This window comes from Candidatus Tisiphia endosymbiont of Sialis lutaria, assembly GCF_964026535.1.
GTDB lineage: Bacteria > Pseudomonadota > Alphaproteobacteria > Rickettsiales > Rickettsiaceae > Tisiphia.
Window position 1 is genome coordinate 1,094,865 of sequence record NZ_OZ032153.1, and the last position, 21,310, is coordinate 1,116,174.

Below are 21,310 nucleotides of genomic sequence, written 5' to 3' on the forward strand. Positions count from 1 at the left end.
TTTTAAATCTCCACATTAAGGAGGGATGTTTACGCAACCCAGTCTACCAACGTACTTCTGGGGGTAGGGACATTAATATTGCCTCAACATTACCATCTGTCATTAAGCCAAATAATGTACCACGATCATATAGTAAGTTAAACTCAACATATCTACCTCGACGTACTAATTGATAATCTCTTTGTTCCTTGCTCCAGGGTAGAAGCATTTTTGTTCTAACAATTTCAGGATATACTGTTAGAAATGCTTGTCCTACGTCTTTAGTAAAAGAAAAATCATTATTAAAATTTCCGGTATTTAAATAATCATAAAATATACCTCCTACTCCCCTTGGTTCATTCCGATGTTTTAAGTAAAAATATTCATCGCATTGTTTTGTAAATTTATGATAATAATTTGGATCATGTTTATTACAAGCTTGTTTAAAAGCAGTATGAAATTTTGCTGTCTCATTCTTATCAGGATAAAATGGCGTTAGGTCGCCACCACCGCCAAACCAACGATTAGCAGTTTCAATATAGCGGGTGTTGAAATGCACTGCTGGTACTAATGGAGAAGTAAGGTGAGCGACGATAGAAATACCAGTAGCAAAAAATTGCCTACTATTTTCTGTACCTGGTATATTTTTACTAAATTCTGCAGATAATTCTCCAAAAACTGTAGAAATATTTACCCCAACTTTCTCAAATAAGTTGCCACGCATTATAGACATTACTCCACCACCACCGCTTTTTCTATCCCAGGGTGTTCGTATGAATTTTGCTGGTTCTAAACCTTTTGCCTTACTATATTCAAGCTCAATTTCTTCTAATTTGCTACATACTTGATCGCGTAAATCACTAAACCATGTTATCGTTTTTTCTTTATCAGTTGTCATAATTTTTCCAATTTATTTACATTATACCCCAAAATTTTCTTCCACTAATACTTTAAGTAAAAATAATTTTTTTATATAGCTAACCTATTAATGTTTTAGATATTCCAGGCGTTATTGCGAGGAGCTACTTTAGTAGCATTGATGCAATCCAGGAAAGTGGTTAGAATGGATTGCTTCGTCGACCTAGGGTCTCCTCGCAATGACGTTTATACAATTTTTAAATATCTCTCTTGTAGTTATTAGCCTTAATTAATCGTCTTATTTCATTCCTCATAAAATAAATGATAACTAAAAATATACTATAAATAGTTATAATATAAAAGGCAGGAGCATAAAACAAACCTGTTTCTTCAACAAGCCAACGCGAAATAACAGTAGAAGTGGCACCAAACATGGCAATACCCAAATTGTAACTAAAAGCTACCCCAGAAAATTTTTGTTCAGGAGAAAATAATACTATAATGACGCTATAGGCTGTTCCAGCTATTGCCCCACCAAGAATGCCCAAGATAGTCAGAGCAAAAATTTGTTGCCATATGGACGGTAATGACATAGATAATATAGTAGGTAAAATTAGTATTAAGACCGCTATACTTACTAAAACTAGCACTTTAAATTTTCCTATAATATCAGTTAATCCACCAAATAATGGCATAGATATCATTGATATAAAGTTGGCATATAATAAATAAATAAGAGCAGTTGTATTATCAAAATGCATAACATTGCGGTAATACACATTGATATAAGTTTTTATTAAATATATGATACTACTAGCAACTGCTCCAATACAAAATGTTAAAAACATTGCCTTCCAAGCTGTCCTGACTACGTTGATAAAAGGAGCTTTTAAAGTTTTTTTCTGTTCAGCTAACATTTTAAAAATGGGAGTCTCTGATATACGAAGGCGTAAATAAAAGCCAACCAACCCCAGAACTCCACCTAATAAAAATGCGAAACGCCAGGCAAAATCAAGATGATAAAAATATTGCTCAATAATAATTCCGACAAAAGCAGCAATTAATGTACCAGCAATATTTGAACCATTCACTAAACCAGCCGTAAAACCCGGACGTAAATTTTGATGATGCTCTAGAATAAAAATAGCCGCTCCAGCACCTTCACCACTAATACACAAACCTTGTAAGAGACGCATTATAATCAATATTATAGGTGCACAAATTCCTATACTAGAATAAGAAGGGATTAACCCTATAGTGAATGTGGGTATAGTCATACCAAGCATAGAAATAATCAAGGATATCCGCCTACCATATTTATCTGCAATATAACCAAAAAATATACCGCCTATTGGTCTAGTAACAAACCCCACCGCGAATACACAAAGACTTAACATTATTTGTATAAATTCTGAACTTTCAGAAAAAAACGTACGACCAATTATTAGTGAAAATATGGAGTATACTGTGAAATCATAATATTCTAGTATATTTCCTAAAATTGCTGATAAAAAAACGGACTTAGGTTTACTCATCTAGATCTTATCAAATTAATTTAATTAAATCGGATTATAGACAACTTAACCAACTTATAAAGCGTAAAATAATTTTATTTTCTTATGATGATTTTTTTCCTAAAAAGTATCATTGCAGAAAGCTGCTTTAGTGGCGACTATCGAAAATTAGAAGGGGAAGTGGGTTTTAGACCGGATAGTTTAAAAGTCGTATGTGGTCAATGTTTATTAGCAAGGAAAATTTTAGGTTGACGAAATAACCCAGGAAAATAATTAGAAATAGATTGCTTCGACCATTACACGGTCTCGCAATACAGATAACGTCATTGCGAGAAGGCATAAGCCGACGAAGCAATCCATTTTTGCTCTTTTTATACTATAGAGTAGGGCGTAAGAGTACTAATTTTTGCCACTCATCTTCATCAATAATGTTAATCCCCAGCTCTTTAGCTTTCTTGAGTTTACTACCAGCATCGCTACCTGCCACTACTAAATCAGTGGTAGACGAAACGCTACTGGCTACTTTAGCTCCTAATTTTTCTGCCTGAGATTTGGCTTCTGCTCTTGAGAGAGTTAGTAATGATCCAGTAAATACCACAATCTTGCCAGATAATGCAGTTTTAGTTGTTTGTTGATTATGGTCTTGAATATTTAGAATTTTACTCAGTTGCTGAATAGTTTGTAAATTTTCTTTAATATCAAAAAAGTCGATAATATCTAGCAAAATCTTATCGCCTATTCCTTCCAGATCATTTAACCTTTGGTAAATTGGCTGTTCACCTTTTAACAAAGATTCCATAGCTGTTATGAAATTATTATAATTCTGAAATTCTCGAGCAAGTAATTTGGCGGTTTGTTCACCAATATGTCTTATTCCTAGGGAATAAATGAATCTATTTAGGGAAACGGTTTTGGCTTTGTCAATATTGGCAAATAGGTTTTCTACAGATTTTCGCCCCCATCCTACCATATTTTCAAGCTTGACTAAGTTTTTTTCATTATTATTTTGTAAATAAAAAATATCCACAGGATTTTCTATTAAAGATTTTTCCAGCAAAAATTCTATTTGCTTTTTCCCCAAACCATCTATATCTAAAGCATTTTTAGATGTAAAATGGCAAATTCGTTCATAATTCTGAGCAGGACAATTTAAACCATTATCGCAACGAATAATTATAGTTTCTTGATTATAATGTAACTGAGAGCCACAAGATGGGCAAAGCTTCGGCATATCGATTTTTGACGATTCACTAGAACGTTTAGTAAAATCTACAGCAGTAATTTGCGGTATGACATCACCGGCTCTCTGCAAAAATACATAATCATTGATTCGTATGTCTTTTCTGATAATTTCCTGATAATTATGTAAGGTAGCTCGTGATACCCTAACTCCACCAATAGAAAGCGTCTCTAACTCAGCAACTGGAGTTAATACACCGGTTCTACCTACTTGTAGAGTAATGTTAATTAGTTTAGTTTGACCAATAATCGCCGGAAATTTATGAGCAATAGCAAATCTTGGACTCCTTGCAATAAAGCCCATTCTTTGCTGCAAAGCAAAATCATTTAGCTTATATACAACACCATCAATTTCATAAGGTAATTCTTCTCTAGATGAATTCAAATATTCATAGAAAGATTTCATCTCATCTTCAGAACAAGCTAATTTCCCTATATTATTGACGATAAACCCTAACTCTTTTAACTTATCTAATAAAATATCTTGAGAATCAGCTATTTTGCTACTGCTACTCCCCACAGCATAGACAAAATATTGTAGGGGTCTAGTTGCCGTAACGTTTGAATCTAACTGTCTTAATGACCCAGCAGCCGCGTTACGCGGATTGGCAAATTTATCTTTTTTGGATAATTCTTGAGCTTGATTTAATAATAGAAAATCCTGCTTATTAATGTAAACCTCTCCTCTTACTTCTAAAATTGCTGATGTCGCAACTATTGTATGAGGAAAATTCTTGATAGTCTTGATATTTTCCGTTATATCTTCCCCAATCAAGCCATCACCCCTTGTTGCAGCCCTTGTAAGTATCCCATTCTCATAGGTAGCAGAAAAAGACAAACCATCTATTTTAGGTTCACAAAAAATAGCCGGAAAACCATCAAGTCGTAGAAAATTCTTTATTCTATTGATAAATTCTGATACATCTTCACTATCAAAGGCATTACTAAGCGAAAACATTGGATGGATATGTGTTACTTTCGAAAATTTCTCTGCTACAGAACTACCAATTTGTTTAGTTGGGCTATTTTCTAGTATCAGATGAGGAAATTTTTTTTCAAGTTCAAGATTTAAATTAAATAATTGATCATACTCAGCATCAGAAATCAGGGGAGCATCCTCTTGGTGATAGGCTTTATTATATTCTTCTATCTTATTTGCTAGTTGTTTTAATAAATCTTTTGCTTCTAATTCAGAAAGCTGTTCAATATTAGTGGGAATATCTTGCATATAGTAGTTGTTTAAATTGATTTATATATATAGTCAATTGATGAGAAGTTGGTGACGTCGTCGCTCCTAGCCCAAAATTCTCCTGAATTGAATATAATTTATGGATTGCTTCGTCGGCTTACGCCCTCTCGCAATGACCTTTGGAGTACATATGAGTCATTGCGAGCGAATGTATGTGAGCGTGGCAATCCATCATTTCCACCCACTATTGTCATTCTCGCGTCCCTTGTCATTCCCGCGTAGGCGGGAATCTAAGACCCCTGCTTACACAGGGGTGACACTGAGTTGTAAATTGTCGTTCCCGCAAGGTGATTTAATTATATAAGTAGAGTTTAAAAAATAAAAACTGTAAAATTGTTAGATGTATAGCATAGATATATAAAGCATTATGACTGATAATCCGTAAATTTACAGCAATTTTCTGCTCAAAATTTCTTGCGATCATAAATATATATCCTAGAACCCCGAATATAATGACTATAAATACGTAAATATACGAAAACTGAAAAATAGATATGGTATGCATTATGGACAAAATTATAGATATTGCAATGGTAAGCCTGAGATTACCTAGATCATGCTTAGCAATATAGCCAAGTAGCATGATAGCCATAGATAAGGTTCCGTAATCAATAAGGAACCAACTACAGAACCAAAGAGAGCCAAGGAAAACAACATGACAATAGCCTTTATAGAAAAAATTATTTAAGCTATTACGAAAATAATAAAGATAGCATTGTCCTAAAAAAATAGGGATAAGTATATTAGTTACAGTAAATTCCCTAAATAATATGGTAGTAAAAATATATAGCAGAACTCCAACTACCAAAATTCTAATTTTTGGTTTTGTATGAAAATTATAGCCAGCAAAAAATCGGCATAGTAGTACGACCAATAACTCGCATTATTTCGTACTCAGGAAAAAAATATAACCCCAAATGATCTATTACCATAGTTATCATGGCTATAGTCTTCAAAAAATCTTGATAATTAGACTCAGTTTTCATCATTAATACATTTCTTTGGATAAAGCTTAAAACAAAAAACCATTAGAAAAAACGTTGCTATTCCAACTATAATTGTTGCTGCTAGCATAAAAGCTTTTACTAATAAGAATTCGGCATAATAATATTGGGCATAATAATGTTTAATTACCCAAATTACTAGTGTCATTATTATGCAGCTTAATAAAATCTTGCCACAAAATGAGTATAATTTTGTATCAATAAAAGAAAGACCATATTTCTTTGTGTGTACGTATAACAACCAAACATTATACCAAGCGGTAATAGAACAGGCAAGAGCTATACCAAGATGACCAAATTGCCTCATCATAACAATATTTAATATAGTATTCACTGTAAGGGAATATAAGGTTATTTTTAAAGGAGTTTTCGTATCGTGATTAGCATAAAAAATCGGGGTCAAAATTTTGGCAAGTATAAAAGCTGGCAAACCAAGAGCAAAAGCCGAAATAGCCTCAGCAGTTTTAATGGTATCAGCATAAGTAAAAGCCCCCCGCTGATATATTATATGAATGATTGGTTCTGATAGCACAATAATACCAAAGGCAGCTGGTAAAGATAATAACAGCCCAATTTTAATAGCATTATTTTGGATATTTGCCGCTTTCTTTAAATCATTCATTTGATAGGTTTTCGATAATTCTGGTAATAATATAGTACCAAAAGTCACGCCTATTATTGATAAAGGAAATTGGTATATTCTATCTGCATAAGATAATATTGAAATTGCCCCTTCGATGAAGCTAGCTATTGATTGCGAGATAAATAAGCTAAGCTGCTGAAATCCTGAGCTAACAACCGCCGGTCCCATATTGGACAAAAACTTTTTTACATCTCTATTATATGGATCAAAAACTAGTGGAAACGATAAACCAACTCTAATGACACAATAAAACATAAAAATGATTTGTAATAAGCCAGCAATCACCAGAGATAAACTAATCGATATAGGGGCAGATATACGTTCTTGTAATGCTACCGTTGTAATAATCACAAGAATATTTAAAATAATCGGAGAAAAAGCAAAAGCTGCGAACCTCTTTACTGAATTTAGAATACCCCCAAGCATCGCCGCTATCGAAATAAAAACCAAATATGGCATAGTGATACGGCACAGAGCAATTGTTAAATTAAATTTCTCTGGATATTCATGAAAACCAGGAGCAATAATAAACATTAAGGAAGGCATCATAAGTTGCATTAGTACTACTACCATTACTAAAGTAATTAGTAAAATAGTAAATATAACGCCGGTGAAATGGCGTGCCGCCTCACGAGATTCTATGATTTTTGTATTAAAAATAGGGACAAAAACGACTGATAAAGCCCCCTCGCCAAAAATACGCCTAAATAGGTTGGGTAATTTAAAAGCAACATTAACACTATCAGCAACACTACCAGCTCCAAATAATGAAGCGACAAATAATTCTCTAGCAAGACCAGATATACGAGAAATTAAGGTAAATAAAGCTATTATAATTCCAGAACGAAATAATGTATATCCCTCGCCTTTCATTTGTTATTCCAATTTTGAGTATATGCAACTATATCAAAGCTAACTCTTTGCCCTTGATATACCTGTATCAATTAACCCTTTAGCTTTTTGAGCGTTTTCCCAGCCAATTACCTTCACCCATTTACCTTTTTCTATATCTTTATAATGTTCAAAGAAATGTACTATTCGTTGTCTTAACATTGGGCAAAGATCATCTAAATCTTTTATTGAATCAAAAGTAATATCTAGCTTAGAGCTAGGTACCGCAATAATTTTTTCATCCAATCCAGATTCATCTTCCATCATTAAAACCCCAATGGGGCGTGATCTAATTACGCAACCAGGTACAACAGGATAATGTGCTATGACCAATACATCTACTGGGTCACCATCTTCTGACAGAGTATGTGGGATAAATCCATAATTACCAGGGTAAAACATGGCAGTTTGCATGAATCTATCAACAAATAGTGTCCCTGATTTTTTATCCATCTCGTATTTTACCGGATTACTTTGCATTGGAATCTCGATAATTACATTTATCTCTTCAGAATTATTAGCTAGGGTAGTAATTTTTTCAACTAACATTATTTTATCCAATTAATAAATAATTCATTTTGCATTTTTGTAAGCAAACATTTACACAATGGGTAATATATGGCTTTATAAGCTGTTCGTCACTTACTATACCATTTTTATCAGACGCCACTAATAGTCCAGAAGCAAATTTTTCAAATATTTTTTCTTCAATCTGCTGGATAGAATTTGTACCATCTAATAATTCAATAATATATTTTTCATGTAACTGCAATGGAACAAAATGGTTAATCCGATTTGTCACAAACAAATTAGTTTCGCCTAATTTTTGAGCCTGATATCTTACAAAGTCACTTACTTTTGGTTTTGACGAAATATTATATATTGAAATAGGTTTTGTTGCAAATATTTGTACATATCCTTGTAGCACCAGTTGGATAATTACAGAATCTAATTCTTCTTTAAAATCTTTAAGCTGCAATTTTTCTAACTTTTTCATAGCCAATGTAGTAATTTGATCTAAAGTCAAAGGATTACCAATATTATCAGCATAGGTATAGAAAACTGCTTTCATTATAGGGGAAGACGTTGAAATATCAGGAGATTCTGAATTGCTACAGTAAAACCCCAATTCTACTGCATTACTAATATCTGCTTCATTTTCCGGTGTGGCTGGTCTGATATCAAGAGTAGTATGAAAGTCTGATAATTTACTTGGTTCAATTGCCCTATTGAGCCTGACATTATCGTGACATAGCAAAGTAGTTCTAAATTTACGATTACTAATAAAGTCCATATATTGTTCAGTTCTTACAATATCATTTATCGATTGTAATTTTTCTGCAGTCTTTTCCGGCAAATTACCGACAAACATTGCAGAAAGTGAAGAGTCTCCAAGATAATTTAAATTATGCTTTCTAGCGTTACTTATAAATTCTTGGAAGTAAAAAGCTATATTTTCTTCTCCAAGATATTCATGTAACAAATATGAATTAGATAAATTTTTAAGAGCGTTAGTTTCATGGTGTAAAAACTTAGAATAATGAGTCTCTTTTTCTTTTAGAGAATCACTAACAAAATCTAATAATAATTTAGCTTGTTGTAGTTTATCATGCTTATCAGTAAAGATAGCACTATGAAACATCATCATATCTCTAATAGTTTTTTGCATATTCCAGCCTGGTAGAGTATTATAGCTGATAAAGGCAATACCGTTAGGACTTAATAATTTACTAGATATGGCAAAAATCTTTTCACGAACCTCGTCCGGTACCCAAGAGATTACCCCATGACAGATTATATAATCAAATTTACCAAATGATTCATCAAGATCCAATATCGATAAGTGTTTTAGCTCGATATTCTTTAGACCTAAACTATTTACTACTTTTAGTCCATTATCAATTTGTGTTTTTGACAAATCAATACCTAAAGAATAAGATTGAGGGTAACTTTCAGCAAAATTGATCATATTACCGCCTTCACCGCAACCAATATCAAGTATCCTAGCATTCTCTACCATAGGAGGTTGCATGCCAAATACTAGACCTATAGTTCTTAAATGCTCCGGTCTTGTATAAGTAAAAGGAAAGCTTTCGTAAGGAAAATCATCATAGTTAATATTATTTGTTTGCTTCTCTGCTAAACTATTAGGATTGCTTTTTTGACCCATAATTTGTTCCAACTAAATTAATATTAAAATAATCATTCTTAGTTGATTTAGTGCTTTTAAGCAAGATGTTTTTATATTATTTTAGGATAGATAATTAATTAGTTGTCTTCATGGAGTAATGCTAATCGGGTTAGCTATAGGTTTTGTAAATAAAATTTAAAATTAAATTTTTTTTGATGCTATTTCTTCTTGATATTCTTATAGTATCTCCTATATTTAGGGTTTGTTTTTTGTGCAAGTGAGCCTTTTTACATCAATTTGGGATAAGAATAATTGTTTTTATTCACAATTTGCAGTGTGTTAAAAGCGGGTGTAGCTCAGGGGTAGAGCGCTACCTTGCCAAGGTCGAAGTCGAGGGTTCGAATCCCTTCACCCGCTCCAGTACAAAAATTGTCCTAATTAGTAATACATATTCTCTCTACGGAGACGACACTAATAATATGTCTGGAATAGAGTTAAATAAAATTGCTGCTTCTATTTTATTAGCCAGTTTAATTGCAATGATGGTAGGGTTTATAACAGATATTCTGTATAAGCCAGTTTTACATCCTGAATCTCAAGGCTACAAAGTAGAAGTAACAGAAGATTCGCCTAATGGATCTGATGCGAACGCGATTGCGGAAGCACCAGTGAATATAGAGGAATTGATGAAAACTGCTAATGCTGAGGCTGGAAGGGAAATAGCAAAAAAATGCTTAATGTGCCATTCCTTTGACAATAGTAAAGCTAATAAGGTTGGACCATATTTATGGAATATCGTTGGGACGGAAAAAGCTAAAGCAGAGAATTATAAATATTCAACTGCTCTATCTAGCAAAGGTGGGATATGGGATGAAGAAAGTTTATTTCATTTCCTGCATAAGCCTAACCAATATATACCAGGTACAAAAATGTCTTTTGCTGGTTTAAATAAACCTCAAGATATCGCTAATGTTATAATGTTTTTAAAGACATTTGTGCATGACTAGTAGATTGGTCGGAAATAACTAAAGTAATTCTTAGTCATTGATAAGAAGTTGATGACTATCGTCTGAGCTGTGCCATCTATCAATCCCTAAAAGTAAGTATCAGACTATATTACTCTGTATGATGTTCTTCAGAGCCATTACCCAATAAATGGGGATGATTATCAGAAGATGACTCGCCCTCGGAAGATATCTTTTTAAGCTCATTTAATGGATAAATGCCATTACTGGTTAAATCAAATTCTGCTGCCATTTTAGCTTTAGCTTCTGCTATCATTTTAGTTTTTGCTAGTTTAAATTCAGCTTCTACTGCCATTTTAGCTTCTACAAATTCAGCTTCTGCTATTCTTTTAGCTTCTTCTGTTCTTTGAACTTCTGCTATTTTAGCTTTTGCTATTTCAACTTCTGTAGTAATAAATTCTTTATTGTGAAACATATAAATATTCTATTAATTGTTACTAAGTTATTCTAACCCGCTATACGTTTTTTAGTAGCTTTTACATAATTTTTTGGAGTGACTATCGGCTGAGCTTTGCCATCTATCACATCTTTTGAAATATGTACGTGCATTTTTTTCAAATTGGTAACATTATACATACTGTCAAGTAGAAGTGTTTCGATTATAGAACGGAGTCCCCTAGCACCGGTTTTTCGTGTCAGTGCTTTTTCGGCTATTGCTTCTAAAGCATCATTATCAATTGATAGTTCGACATCGTCTAACTCAAATAATTTATGATATTGTTTAATAACAGCATTTTTTGGTTGAGTTAAAATTGCTACTAAGGATGCTTTATCTAAGTCATCTAAAGTTGCTACTACTGGAAGCCTACCAATAAATTCGGGAATTAATCCAAATTTTACTAAATCTTCAATTTCTAATGATTTTAGTGTTTCACTGTGGTTTCTTTCTTGTTTTGACTGGACATTTGCTGCAAAACCAATTGAACTTTGAGCGGTACGAGCATTAATGATAGTATCTATTCCCATGAAAGCCCCGCCACATATAAATAAAATATTGGAAGTATCTACTTGCACAAAATCTTGCTGCGGATGTTTTCTTCCTCCTTGTGGTGGTACAGATGCAACAGTTCCTTCCATGATTTTAAGTAACGCTTGTTGAACTCCTTCTCCTGAGACGTCTCTTGTTATAGAAGGGTTTTCGGATTTTCTAGCGATTTTATCTACTTCATCTATATAAACAATGCCTCGTTGGGCTTTAGCTATATTAAAATCAGCTGCTTGTAATAATCTTAGCAAGATATTTTCAACGTCTTCACCAACATAACCAGCTTCGGTTAAAGAAGTGGCGTCTGCCATAGTAAAAGGTACATCAAGAATTTTTGCTAAGGTTTGTGCCAAAAGAGTTTTTCCTGAGCCAGTAGAGCCAATAACCAGGATATTTGATTTATTTAATTCGACATCATTATTACCTGATTCGATATATTCTAATCGTTTATAGTGATTATATACCGCGACTGATAAGACTTTTTTTGCTTGATCCTGACCAATTACGTAATCATTAAGAGTAGAAAAAATCTTTTGTGGTGTTGGGATTGAAGATGAAATTTTCTTAAGTGCTACTTTAGTTTCTTCTTTTATAATATCAAGACAAAGTTCAATACATTCATTACAAATGAATACTGTTGGTCCAGCAATTAATTTTATTACTTCATATTGATTTTTACCACAAAAAGAACAGTTTAATTCTTTTCTTTCGACTTCACCACTTGTCATAATTCTGCTTCTTTAATTTGTGATTTTAATATTATCTTATGTAAGTATAAATATAGATAAGTTATTTAGCTAAGTCTAATATATTTTCAAAATTACCTATATATTATAAAAAAGGATTTTCTTTAGGTTATAGTCAACTCAGGAGAATTGGGTAGCAGGAGCGATAAGCAACGCCTATAAGCACCTCAATGACATTGTTGTAAAAAGTTTAATTTTGCAATATCTTCATTAATAGACTAAGTTCTTCTCGGAATTCTATATCAATCTCACATAATTCTTCTACCTTTTTGATAGCATGCATTATTGTAGTATGATCTTTTTTGCCAAATTTCTTACCGATATCAGTCAGGCTTTTTGGCGTTAATGTTTTACTCAAATACATAGCTACTTGTCTTGGTCTAGCTATTGAGCGAATACGCCTAGGAGAAGACATATCAGAAAATTTAATATTATAACGATCAGCTACTTTTCTTTGAATATCCTCAATGGTGATAATTTTCTCATTGGAACGTAGCAAATCACGCAAGATATTTTGGGTGTTTTCTAAAGTTATTTCCCTACCAACTAAGGTAGAATGAGCGATAACTTTATTAAGAGCTCCCTCTAACTCTCTGACATTTGATGTTATTTTAGCTGCTAAAAATTCCACAACATTTTTAGGTATATGGATATTCATTTGTTCAAGTTTAGATTCTAAGATTCCTAATCTTAGTTCATAAGTAGTACTGTGGACATCGGCAACCAATCCCCAGCCAAGTCTGGATTTAATTCGATCTTCGATATTATCTAAATCTGACGGGGAACGGTCACACGATATAACCATTTGACGATTATTATCAATCAAAGCATTGAAAGTATGAAAAAACTCTTCTTGGGTGCTATCTTTACCTGATATAAATTGAATATCATCGATCATTAATACGTCAACTGAACGAAATTCTTCTTTAAAAGACATAACATCTTTATTACGGAGTGCCTTGATGAATTGATACATAAACTTTTCTGCCGACATGTAAATTACCTTACGAGTCGGATTATTATGTTTTATATACCAAGCAATGGCATGCATTAAGTGTGTTTTGCCAAGACCGACTCCTCCATATAAAAATAAAGGGTTAGATTCAGCTACGGCTCCTTCCGACTCAGCAACTGCTCTAGATGCTGCATAGGCTAATTCATTTGGTCCACCCACCACAAAATTTTCAAAAGTAAATCGTAAGTCTAAGGCTGAAAAAATGCCTTCGGAATTGGTATCCATTCCTTCTTTTATTGATGGAACTTTTGCTAAATATTCAGGTATATTTTGGTTTTGCTCTGATAATTCTTTAGTAATGATCTCAATGGATTTGATATCTTTGTCATAAGATTGCCAAGATTGCAATATAGCCCTTGCATACCTAGATTCCACCCAATCTCGAATAAAATTTGTTGGGGTAGAAAGTATAACAGTATTAGTAGCAGCTTCTAAAAAGTTAATCTTACTGAACCAGCTTTTATATAAGGCATCGCCGTAATGTTTATTAAGGTCAGAGCAAACTTGTTGCCAAATATCTCTATGATAAGTCACTTCCTTTGCTATAGTCAATTGATTATGGTTAGTATTCACAGAATTTGCCATGGTAAATTATTTTGTTTCCAACCAGCTCCATTAGTTCCTCCTTCAAAACCATCAATTATATTATAGCACTCTTTATAACCTAGAGTACTAGCAAATTGTGCAGCTTCATGGGATCTACCCCCGGAGCGACAAATGAATAATAGTGTATGTTTATTACTGATTTTCGACATCAACTGGTTCTTAAATTCGTTATTTAGTGACATATTAGGCAATAAACGCCAACTAATAAAAATTATTTTATCTTTATCAAGCTTTGGAATGCCTACTTGTTGCCATTCTTCACCAGTCCTAACATCAATTATCATGTTGTTATTATCTATTTCTAGCAACTTATAAGCTTTTAAGGAAGATATATTTTTAATGCTCATAAAGTTTAGCGTTTCTTTGATATATTAAATTAACCTAAATTAGTGTCGAATAAGCACCAATTGTGCCGTCATTGCGAGGAGGCGTAAGCCTCCGAAGCAATCCATTAATCGTTTTTTTGGATTGCTTCGTCGCCCACTAAAGTGGCTCCTCGCAATGACGCTGATGCTAAATACCAATCGGATTTATAACGTTACCAATTCAAGTTAATTCACTATAATATTAAATATTATTGGATAAAGAAGATTTGGAGCAATTAAGTTCTAGCACCATTTTATACAGTTTACATTTTATTTTATATTTGGTAATTGTCAAACTATCTGAATTATATTATGATGTTTTTTTGTAATATTGTAAATATGGATTATTTTAACAAAACATCTTTAACCAAAAAATTGTTATATCAAAGCAAAAATCGTGGTTGCAAAGAAATTGGCTTAATATTGGGTAAATTTGCTGAAAAATTTCTTGCTAACATGGATGCAGCTAATTTAGCAGATTTTGCTTTAATACTTAACCAAAATGACATAGATATTTATGATTGGATTACCAGTAAAACTGCTCCTCCTTCTCACTTAAACTCAAAAGTAATGTTACAAATACTTAGTTTTGATATTAACAACATAGAAGCTTAGTAAATAATGATACAACAACCACTTCCGCTCAGTGCAAAAAGTTTTTTTGCTAGTGAGTATTTATCAAATAAACATTTATCAAATAAACGTACCAAGAATATTTTACTTATCTTTGCCAGTGAAGATGATGCAATCAATAGCCATAAACAATTATTATTTATGGCACAAAATATTAAAACTAGCAACATATTATATTTTCCTAGTCTTGATACTATACCATATGATCGTATTTCGCCAAATCAAAATATTTTATCAGAAAGAGCGAATATATTGAGTTACTTGGCAAGTAATAACGATACAAAATTGGTAGTGACTAGTGCTATAAATTTACTGACAAAATTACCTCCTGCAGAGTTATTGGTTAAGTCTTTTTTAAGATTACATAATAAAATGCAGCTCTCAGCCGATAAATTAGCGGAATTCTTGGTACATAATAGTTTTACTAGGAGTAGCAGTAGTATTGATAGTGGTGAATTTTCGGTAAGAGGAGAGATAGTAGATATAGTCTTGCCTGGTTCTAAAGCTTATCGTATTAATTTTAGTTGGGATCACATAGAGTCAATAAAAGAATTTGATATTGATAGTCAGATTTCTACTAATAATTGCACAGAGCTAATACTTAATTCTGCTAGTGAGGTGATATTAAATCCAGAAACAATAAAGAATTTTAGAGATAATTATTTAAAAGTTTTTGGAGTTAATTATGTCAATACCCCTTTATATGAATCAGTGATTGAGGGGAAAAAATTCCAAGGATATGAACATTTATCTCCTTTATTTTATAATTCTTTCAGTAGCCTAATTAATTACTTGGATGATCCTGTTATTATTTACGATAATTTATCGTTGCAATCAATTATTGAGCAGGAAAATAATTATACGGATCTTTATAGATCGCGGATTGAGTCTAACAAAATAAAATTAAATACCTTTTATCCTGCATTGCCTCCCGAACAAGTTTATTTTACCAGCCAGGAAATACAAAAATTCTTGGAACAGGATAATAATATTTTAATTACACCAGAAGATTCGTCTTATGCCCATTCATTAGAAAAAATTACGGTAACTAGTTTTATGGAGGATAAGACAGTTTTTAATAAGCTATTCGAAATTATAGAAAATAATAAAAATAAAATACCGATTATTTTTTGTCATTCTAAAAGTAATTTAGAAAGATTTAAAAGCCTAATAGATAGTTACTCACGAAAATATATCGAGATAGACAATTTACAACAAGCAAAAATTGCAGTTATAAATCTTGCCTATGTTCAACTTAGCCAAGGGTTTTATAGTGATAAATATTTGTTTATTGCCGCTCATGATATTCTAGGAAAAAGTGCGGTGAATTTTCGTCAGCAAGGTGCTAAACGTAAGCTCAAAAACATTTTAATGGAATTAGATAATTTAACTGAAGGAGAGCTAATTGTTCATAAGGATCATGGTATTGGTCAGTTTCTTAACGTTGAAACACTAGATGTTAAAGGCAAAGCTCATGATTTCCTAAAAATTCTATATGAGAATAATGATAAATTATATATTCCTGTTGAAAATATAGAACTAATTAAAAAATATGGCAGTGGTGAAGCACAGCTTGCCAAATTGGGTAGTAGTGCATGGCAAAGAAGTAAAGCCAAGCTTAAAAACCGTATTACAGAAATTGCTGAACAATTATTAAAGATAGCTGCGAAGAGAAAGTTAACTGTAGCAAATCCAATAGAATTTGATCATACAGAGTATGAGCAATTTTGTCATAGATTTAAATATACTGAAACTGAAGATCAATTAAATGCCATAAACGACATTAAAAAAGATTTTAACTCTGGTATTTTAATGGATAGATTAATTTGCGGAGATGTTGGTTTTGGGAAAACCGAAGTAGCTATACGAGCAACCTTTATGGTAGCAAAATCAATTACGATGACTTCTCAAGTAGCGATCATCGTACCAACTACTATTCTAGGTAAGCAGCATTATTTAAGGTTTGTTAAAAGATTTAAAGATTTTGGTTTAAATATAGTACAATTATCCAGTCTGGTTAGCAATAAAGATGCTAAAATTATTAAAGAACAAATCAAAAATGGTACAGCTAATATAATAATTGGCACGCATGCTTTATTAAGTAAAAATATAGAATTTAATAATCTCCGATTATTAATAATTGATGAAGAACAACATTTTGGTGTTGCTCAAAAAGAATATTTAAAGAGTCTCAGAGCTACAATGCATGTTCTATCTCTTTCAGCAACACCAATTCCTCGTACAATGCAAATGTCAATGGTTGGTCTTAAAGATCTTAGCATCATTGCCACTCCGCCAATGGATAGGTTAGAAGTTCGAACAACAGTGATGCCATTTGACCAAGTAATTATCAGAGATGCTTTACTTAGAGAACGTTTCCGTGGTGGTAGAAGCTTCTATGTGGTACCTAGAATTAAGGATATTCCAGATATAGAAAGATATTTACAAATAATTGTGCCAGAATTAAAATATAAAGTTGCTCATGGTCAGATGCCAGCTGGTAAAATAGATGAGATTATGGGTGAATTTTGTGATGGTAAGTTTGATATACTAGTTTCTACTACAATAATTGAGTCCGGTATAGATATTGCCGAAGCTAATACGATGATTATTCATAAATCTGATACTCTTGGTCTAAGTCAGTTATATCAGCTCAGGGGGAGGATAGGGCGAAGTAAATTCAGAGGTTATGCCTATCTAACCTTAGCAAATTATAAAAAGATGACTGCCCATTCAATAAAACGTCTAGAAATAATGCAGAGTAGCTGCACTCTTGGTTCCGGGTTTACTATTGCTAGCCATGATATGGATTTACGTGGTTTTGGTAATTTAGTAGGGGAGGAACAATCAGGCCAGATTAAAGAAGTAGGGGTAGAGCTTTATCAGGAAATGTTAGATGAACAAATAGCAATTTTTAAGGGTGAAGTTACTGAAAATCCAAAATCTTTTGTTCCGACAATTAATTTGGGGTTACCTGTTTTCATTCCCGATAATTATATTGCAGATTCTTCTCTTAAACTAAGTTTGTATAGACGAATTGGCAATTTAACTGACGATACAGATATTGAAAATTTTAAGGATGAAATGGTTGATCGTTTTGGTCCTATTCCATTAGAGTTTAATAATCTACTTGATATAGTGAAAATAAAACATAAATGCAGTAAACTTAATATTGAAAATTTAGACTCTGGTGAACGAGGATTTGTTTTAAAATTTTACAAAGAAGCGGATATAGCTGGTAAGGTTATGAATTTTGTTATAAAACATCCTCAGCAAACCAAAATAAAACCGGATACTAAATTAATATTTAGCAAAATATTGGTAGGAAAGGATATTATAGAAGAAACAAATAGTTTGTTAGAACAATTATTAGCAGCGTGAGCAAAATTAAAAAACAATATATATGTACAAATTGTGGTAATAGTACGTCAAAATGGACAGGGCAATGTTTTGATTGTGGCTTATGGGGAGGGATTGAAGAAGAGATAATTAGTCAAACGCAAGTTAAGTTAGGTAATAAACAAGAAATACAAAAGCTGGATGGGGTGGTAGTGGATTCGTTACGTATCCCTACGCCTATAAAGGAATTAAATAGGGTGTTGGGAGGCGGGTTGGTATGCTCTTCTGCAATTTTAATTGGCGGTGACCCTGGAATTGGGAAATCAACTTTATTATTACACTTAGTGGCAACCTCCTCTTGTGTTACAATGAAGTGCTGTCTGTATGTAACTGGAGAGGAATCTATTGACCAAATAAAACTCCGAGCTTTAAGACTAGGACTTACTAATAAAACAACCTCCATCTTAGCCGCCACTAGCATTGAAGATATTATCTCAACTATTGATGCCGATAAGAACAATATTGATTTGGTAGTGATTGATTCAATTCAAATGATGGTAACTCGTACATTATCATCGCCCCCTGGTACTATTTCCCAGATTCGTGCCTGTGCTAATGAATTAGTTAACTATGCTAAACATAATAATATTATTATTTTGCTTAGTTGTCATGTGACAAAAGATGGGCAATTAACTGGTCCTAAGTTACTTGAGCATCTCGTTGATACCGTACTATATTTTGAGGGTGATCATAATAGTCATTTTCGGATTTTACGGTCTATTAAAAATAGGTTTGGTGGAGTAGGAGAAATTGGTGTTTTTGAAATGACTGCTAGCGGTCTTATTGAAGTCTCTAGCCCTTCTGAACTATTTCTGATGAAAAGAGACAAAAACGTTAGCGGTACAACAGTATTTGCTGGAATCGAAGGATCAAGACCTTTATTAATCGAAATTCAAGCATTAATTGCTCCGTCAAATATACCAATGCCAAGACGTTCGGTTGTAGGCTGGGATTTGAATAGGCTAGCAATGATAATAGCTGTATTAAATGTACGATTTGGTCTTAATTTATCTTCTCATGAGGTATATTTGAGCGTTGCTGGTGGGCTTAAAATTTCAGACCCAGCTTCAGACTTAGCTGTTGCAGCTGCTTTAATTTCTGCTGCAAAAAATAAAGCTGTGCCAGAACATAGTATTTTCTTTGGAGAAATTGGTTTATCTGGCGAAATAAGGAAAGTAACTGCAGCAGAAGTCAGAATAAAAGAAGCAACAAAATTAGGATTCAATAAATTAATTTGCTCCAAACTTGAAAAACTGAGTAGTAACCTAATTTGTCCAATTGGTAATCTAAAAGAATTAAAGGAGTTAATATAATTAAAATTCAGAGTAGGGGGGATGTCTATGGTTAATTTAGATATAGTTAATTCACTCATCTTACGCATAAACCCCATGACAATTCAAAAATTCCAGAAAAGTGTAAGAGGTCATTGCGAGCGAACGTAGGTGGTTGTGAGCCATAACAATTTTTATTCTATAAGTATTAAACAGCATAAAAACGTCATTGCGAGAAGGCGTGAGCCTACGAAGCAATCCATATAGTCTTGATATCTATACTAATTCTCATGGATTGCTTCGTCGCTACTAAAGTAGCTCCTCGCAATGACGTTTTTACCCTGTCATTCCCTTGTAGGCGGGAATCTAGACCCCTGCTTTCGCAGGGGTGACGCTAAATCGAGCAGGGATGACAATTTATGCATTGCTTCATCGATCTACGGTCTTTCTCGCAATGACGACAGTTTATTATGGCTAAATGCTATTCGGGTTGCTCTAAATTCTCACTTTCCCAACAAATAAAAAAATAACCAATATCACAAAAATAATGAAAACAGCTATTAGTGGAGCATAAAAATCTGCTATACTTGTATAGTTAGCTAGGAGGTGTCCCTACGTAGGCAGGAGCCTAGATTCCCGCCTACGCGGGAATGACAATAGTGGACGGGAATGATGCCTATGCGTCATTGCGAGGAGGCATAAGCCAACGAAGCAATCCAATAAGTGTGGATTGCCGCGACCACTATGTGGTCTCGCAATGACACTTGCGTTGAAAAATAGTTACGCCTTCTCGCAATGACGGCTTGAGGACGTAAGGTTATGTTGCTTCATTGACCTACGGTCTTTCTCGCAATGACAGCAGTTTATTATGAAGAAATGCTAACTGAGTTAACTATAAAAAATCAAGTTGAACTGAAAAGTTATAGATTACTATAAAATTTCTAGTATACTCAGCTGGTTTTATAACTTTTAAATAAAATATTAACGTATGAAAATAATTTCTATATATTTATTGATTATTTTGATTGCTACGCAAGTATTGGCTGATAATCAAATTACTAGAAAAAATTTGAAATTTGATACCTCTAATGATTATACGGAAAGATTAGATGGTTTAGAAAAAGAAAATCAACATTTACTTGGCAGAATTGAAATAATTGAGCATACTATTGGTAAATTAGAAAAAATTTTAAACTCGACAAAACAAGAGGTAACAAATTCCCAAGATAGTAGCGATACATCAAAAAATTCAGTAGATGATTCTGTGGCTAATGATGTCTTTGATATACCATCTACTAAAAAAGTGGAGAAAGAAGTTGTTGCTACTGATGTTGTAAAACCTATTTCGGGAGTGGCAGCAGATAAACAACTTTATGATTTAGCACTTGCCGCTTTAAAAGATAATAAATTAACAGAGGCTGAAGAAAAATTTGCAAATTTTTTAAAAAATTACTCTAAGAGTCCTTTGTTAAGTAATGCTTATTTTTGGTATGGTGAATCTTTTTTTAGACGTAAGATGTTTGATAAAGCCGCAATAAATTATTTAAAAGGTTATAAACAATCGCCAAAAGGGATCAAAGCTTCTGACTCATTGCTAAAATTAGCATTATCTCTTGGAGAGCTTAAAAAAGGACAAGAGGCATGTTCTATTCTTGATAAACTTGAAGCAGAGTTTCCAAATAGACCAGCGACCTCAATAAAAAGAGCTAAGGAGGCAAGAATTAAATTTGCTTGTAAACATTAGGATATATGAATAA

General features: G+C 33.0%; 15 protein-coding genes, 1 tRNA gene and 1 pseudogene. 6 read left to right on the top strand and 11 right to left on the bottom strand.

The features are described 5' to 3' along the window. Window positions 1-43: 43 nt before the first annotated feature. The 7 genes and pseudogenes from hemF to AAGD20_RS05355 form a co-directional block, all read right to left on the bottom strand. Entirely contained in the window at window positions 44-877 is an 834-nt protein-coding gene (gene hemF / locus AAGD20_RS05325) for an oxygen-dependent coproporphyrinogen oxidase (RefSeq protein ID WP_410520895.1), read from the bottom strand. A gap of 217 nt (window positions 878-1,094) precedes the next feature. Then, the gene (locus AAGD20_RS05330) at window positions 1,095-2,372 is read right to left on the bottom strand and encodes an MFS transporter (protein ID WP_341748727.1); all 1,278 of its coding nucleotides are present in this window, start codon (window positions 2,370-2,372) and stop codon (window positions 1,095-1,097) included. A gap of 355 nt (window positions 2,373-2,727) precedes the next feature. Beyond that, window positions 2,728-4,818, bottom strand: a complete 2,091-nt coding sequence (gene ligA / locus AAGD20_RS05335; protein ID WP_341748728.1) for an NAD-dependent DNA ligase LigA — start codon at window positions 4,816-4,818, stop codon at window positions 2,728-2,730. Window positions 4,819-5,131: 313 nt separating this feature from the next. After that, window positions 5,132-5,828: pseudogene (locus tag AAGD20_RS05340) on the bottom strand (TraX family protein). Continuing rightward, on the bottom strand, window positions 5,815-7,359 hold the full coding sequence (murJ, locus tag AAGD20_RS05345; RefSeq protein WP_341748729.1) for a murein biosynthesis integral membrane protein MurJ: 1,545 nt from the start codon (window positions 7,357-7,359) through the stop codon (window positions 5,815-5,817). Before murJ ends, AAGD20_RS05340 begins: the two are co-directional and overlap by 14 nt. Window positions 7,360-7,398: 39 nt before the next feature. Beyond that, the gene (gene ppa / locus AAGD20_RS05350; RefSeq protein ID WP_341748730.1) at window positions 7,399-7,926 is read right to left on the bottom strand and encodes an inorganic diphosphatase; all 528 of its coding nucleotides are present in this window, start codon (window positions 7,924-7,926) and stop codon (window positions 7,399-7,401) included. A 4-nt stretch (window positions 7,927-7,930) separates the two neighbouring features. Further along, window positions 7,931-9,547 (bottom strand): class I SAM-dependent methyltransferase, encoded by a 1,617-nt coding sequence (locus tag AAGD20_RS05355; protein WP_341748731.1) that lies wholly within the window; start codon window positions 9,545-9,547, stop codon window positions 7,931-7,933. Between the two features lie 306 nt (window positions 9,548-9,853). Here AAGD20_RS05355 and AAGD20_RS05360 point away from each other — a divergent pair. Together AAGD20_RS05360 and AAGD20_RS05365 are read left to right on the top strand one after the other, a co-directional pair. Continuing rightward, window positions 9,854-9,928, top strand: a tRNA-Gly gene (locus AAGD20_RS05360). Window positions 9,929-9,987: 59 nt separating this feature from the next. Beyond that, window positions 9,988-10,515, top strand: coding sequence for a cytochrome c family protein (locus tag AAGD20_RS05365; protein WP_341748732.1), 528 nt, complete (start codon window positions 9,988-9,990; stop codon window positions 10,513-10,515). Window positions 10,516-10,624: 109 nt separating this feature from the next. On the opposite strand, the gene AAGD20_RS05370 is transcribed toward AAGD20_RS05365, so the two are convergent. From AAGD20_RS05370 to AAGD20_RS05385, 4 genes are all read right to left on the bottom strand, one after another. Next, complete coding sequence (locus tag AAGD20_RS05370) at window positions 10,625-10,948, bottom strand: hypothetical protein (RefSeq protein ID WP_341748733.1); 324 nt, start codon at window positions 10,946-10,948, stop codon at window positions 10,625-10,627. 32 nt (window positions 10,949-10,980) lie between these two features. Beyond that, entirely contained in the window at window positions 10,981-12,246 is a 1,266-nt protein-coding gene (gene clpX / locus AAGD20_RS05375) for an ATP-dependent Clp protease ATP-binding subunit ClpX (RefSeq protein ID WP_094648964.1), read from the bottom strand. 208 nt (window positions 12,247-12,454) lie between these two features. Then, window positions 12,455-13,864, bottom strand: coding sequence for a chromosomal replication initiator protein DnaA (dnaA, locus tag AAGD20_RS05380; RefSeq protein WP_341748734.1), 1,410 nt, complete (start codon window positions 13,862-13,864; stop codon window positions 12,455-12,457). Further along, window positions 13,849-14,232 (bottom strand): rhodanese-like domain-containing protein, encoded by a 384-nt coding sequence (locus tag AAGD20_RS05385; RefSeq protein WP_341748735.1) that lies wholly within the window; start codon window positions 14,230-14,232, stop codon window positions 13,849-13,851. Before AAGD20_RS05385 ends, dnaA begins: the two co-directional genes overlap by 16 nt. Before the next feature lie 330 nt (window positions 14,233-14,562). On the opposite strand from AAGD20_RS05385, the gene AAGD20_RS05390 reads away from it, so the two are divergent. From AAGD20_RS05390 to ybgF, 4 genes are all read left to right on the top strand, one after another. After that, complete coding sequence (locus AAGD20_RS05390) at window positions 14,563-14,865, top strand: succinate dehydrogenase assembly factor 2 (RefSeq protein ID WP_375333895.1); 303 nt, start codon at window positions 14,563-14,565, stop codon at window positions 14,863-14,865. A gap of 6 nt (window positions 14,866-14,871) precedes the next feature. Then, a complete protein-coding gene (gene mfd / locus AAGD20_RS05395) occupies window positions 14,872-18,264 on the top strand; it encodes a transcription-repair coupling factor (RefSeq protein WP_341748736.1) in 3,393 nt (1,130 codons plus the stop codon). Further along, a complete protein-coding gene (gene radA, locus AAGD20_RS05400) occupies window positions 18,261-19,595 on the top strand; it encodes a DNA repair protein RadA (RefSeq protein WP_341748737.1) in 1,335 nt (444 codons plus the stop codon). Before mfd ends, radA begins: the two co-directional genes overlap by 4 nt. Window positions 19,596-20,541: 946 nt before the next feature. Further along, on the top strand, window positions 20,542-21,297 hold the full coding sequence (ybgF, locus tag AAGD20_RS05405) for a tol-pal system protein YbgF (RefSeq protein ID WP_341748738.1): 756 nt from the start codon (window positions 20,542-20,544) through the stop codon (window positions 21,295-21,297). The last annotated feature ends 13 nt before the right edge of the window (window positions 21,298-21,310 follow it).

Coding starts and splice junctions, on each gene's coding strand:
- AAGD20_RS05365 (WP_341748732.1), top strand. CDS start 9,988: ATGTCTGGAATAGAGTTAAATAAAATTGCTGCTTCTATTTTATTAGCC.
- clpX (WP_094648964.1), bottom strand. CDS start 12,246: ATGACAAGTGGTGAAGTCGAAAGAAAAGAATTAAACTGTTCTTTTTGT.
- AAGD20_RS05390 (WP_375333895.1), top strand. CDS start 14,563: ATGATGTTTTTTTGTAATATTGTAAATATGGATTATTTTAACAAAACA.
- murJ (WP_341748729.1), bottom strand. CDS start 7,359: ATGAAAGGCGAGGGATATACATTATTTCGTTCTGGAATTATAATAGCT.
- ybgF (WP_341748738.1), top strand. CDS start 20,542: ATGAAAATAATTTCTATATATTTATTGATTATTTTGATTGCTACGCAA.
- ppa (WP_341748730.1), bottom strand. CDS start 7,926: ATGTTAGTTGAAAAAATTACTACCCTAGCTAATAATTCTGAAGAGATA.
- hemF (WP_410520895.1), bottom strand. CDS start 877: ATGACAACTGATAAAGAAAAAACGATAACATGGTTTAGTGATTTACGC.
- AAGD20_RS05385 (WP_341748735.1), bottom strand. CDS start 14,232: ATGAGCATTAAAAATATATCTTCCTTAAAAGCTTATAAGTTGCTAGAA.
- AAGD20_RS05330 (WP_341748727.1), bottom strand. CDS start 2,372: ATGAGTAAACCTAAGTCCGTTTTTTTATCAGCAATTTTAGGAAATATA.
- mfd (WP_341748736.1), top strand. CDS start 14,872: ATGATACAACAACCACTTCCGCTCAGTGCAAAAAGTTTTTTTGCTAGT.
- dnaA (WP_341748734.1), bottom strand. CDS start 13,864: ATGGCAAATTCTGTGAATACTAACCATAATCAATTGACTATAGCAAAG.
- AAGD20_RS05370 (WP_341748733.1), bottom strand. CDS start 10,948: ATGTTTCACAATAAAGAATTTATTACTACAGAAGTTGAAATAGCAAAA.
- ligA (WP_341748728.1), bottom strand. CDS start 4,818: ATGCAAGATATTCCCACTAATATTGAACAGCTTTCTGAATTAGAAGCA.
- AAGD20_RS05355 (WP_341748731.1), bottom strand. CDS start 9,547: ATGGGTCAAAAAAGCAATCCTAATAGTTTAGCAGAGAAGCAAACAAAT.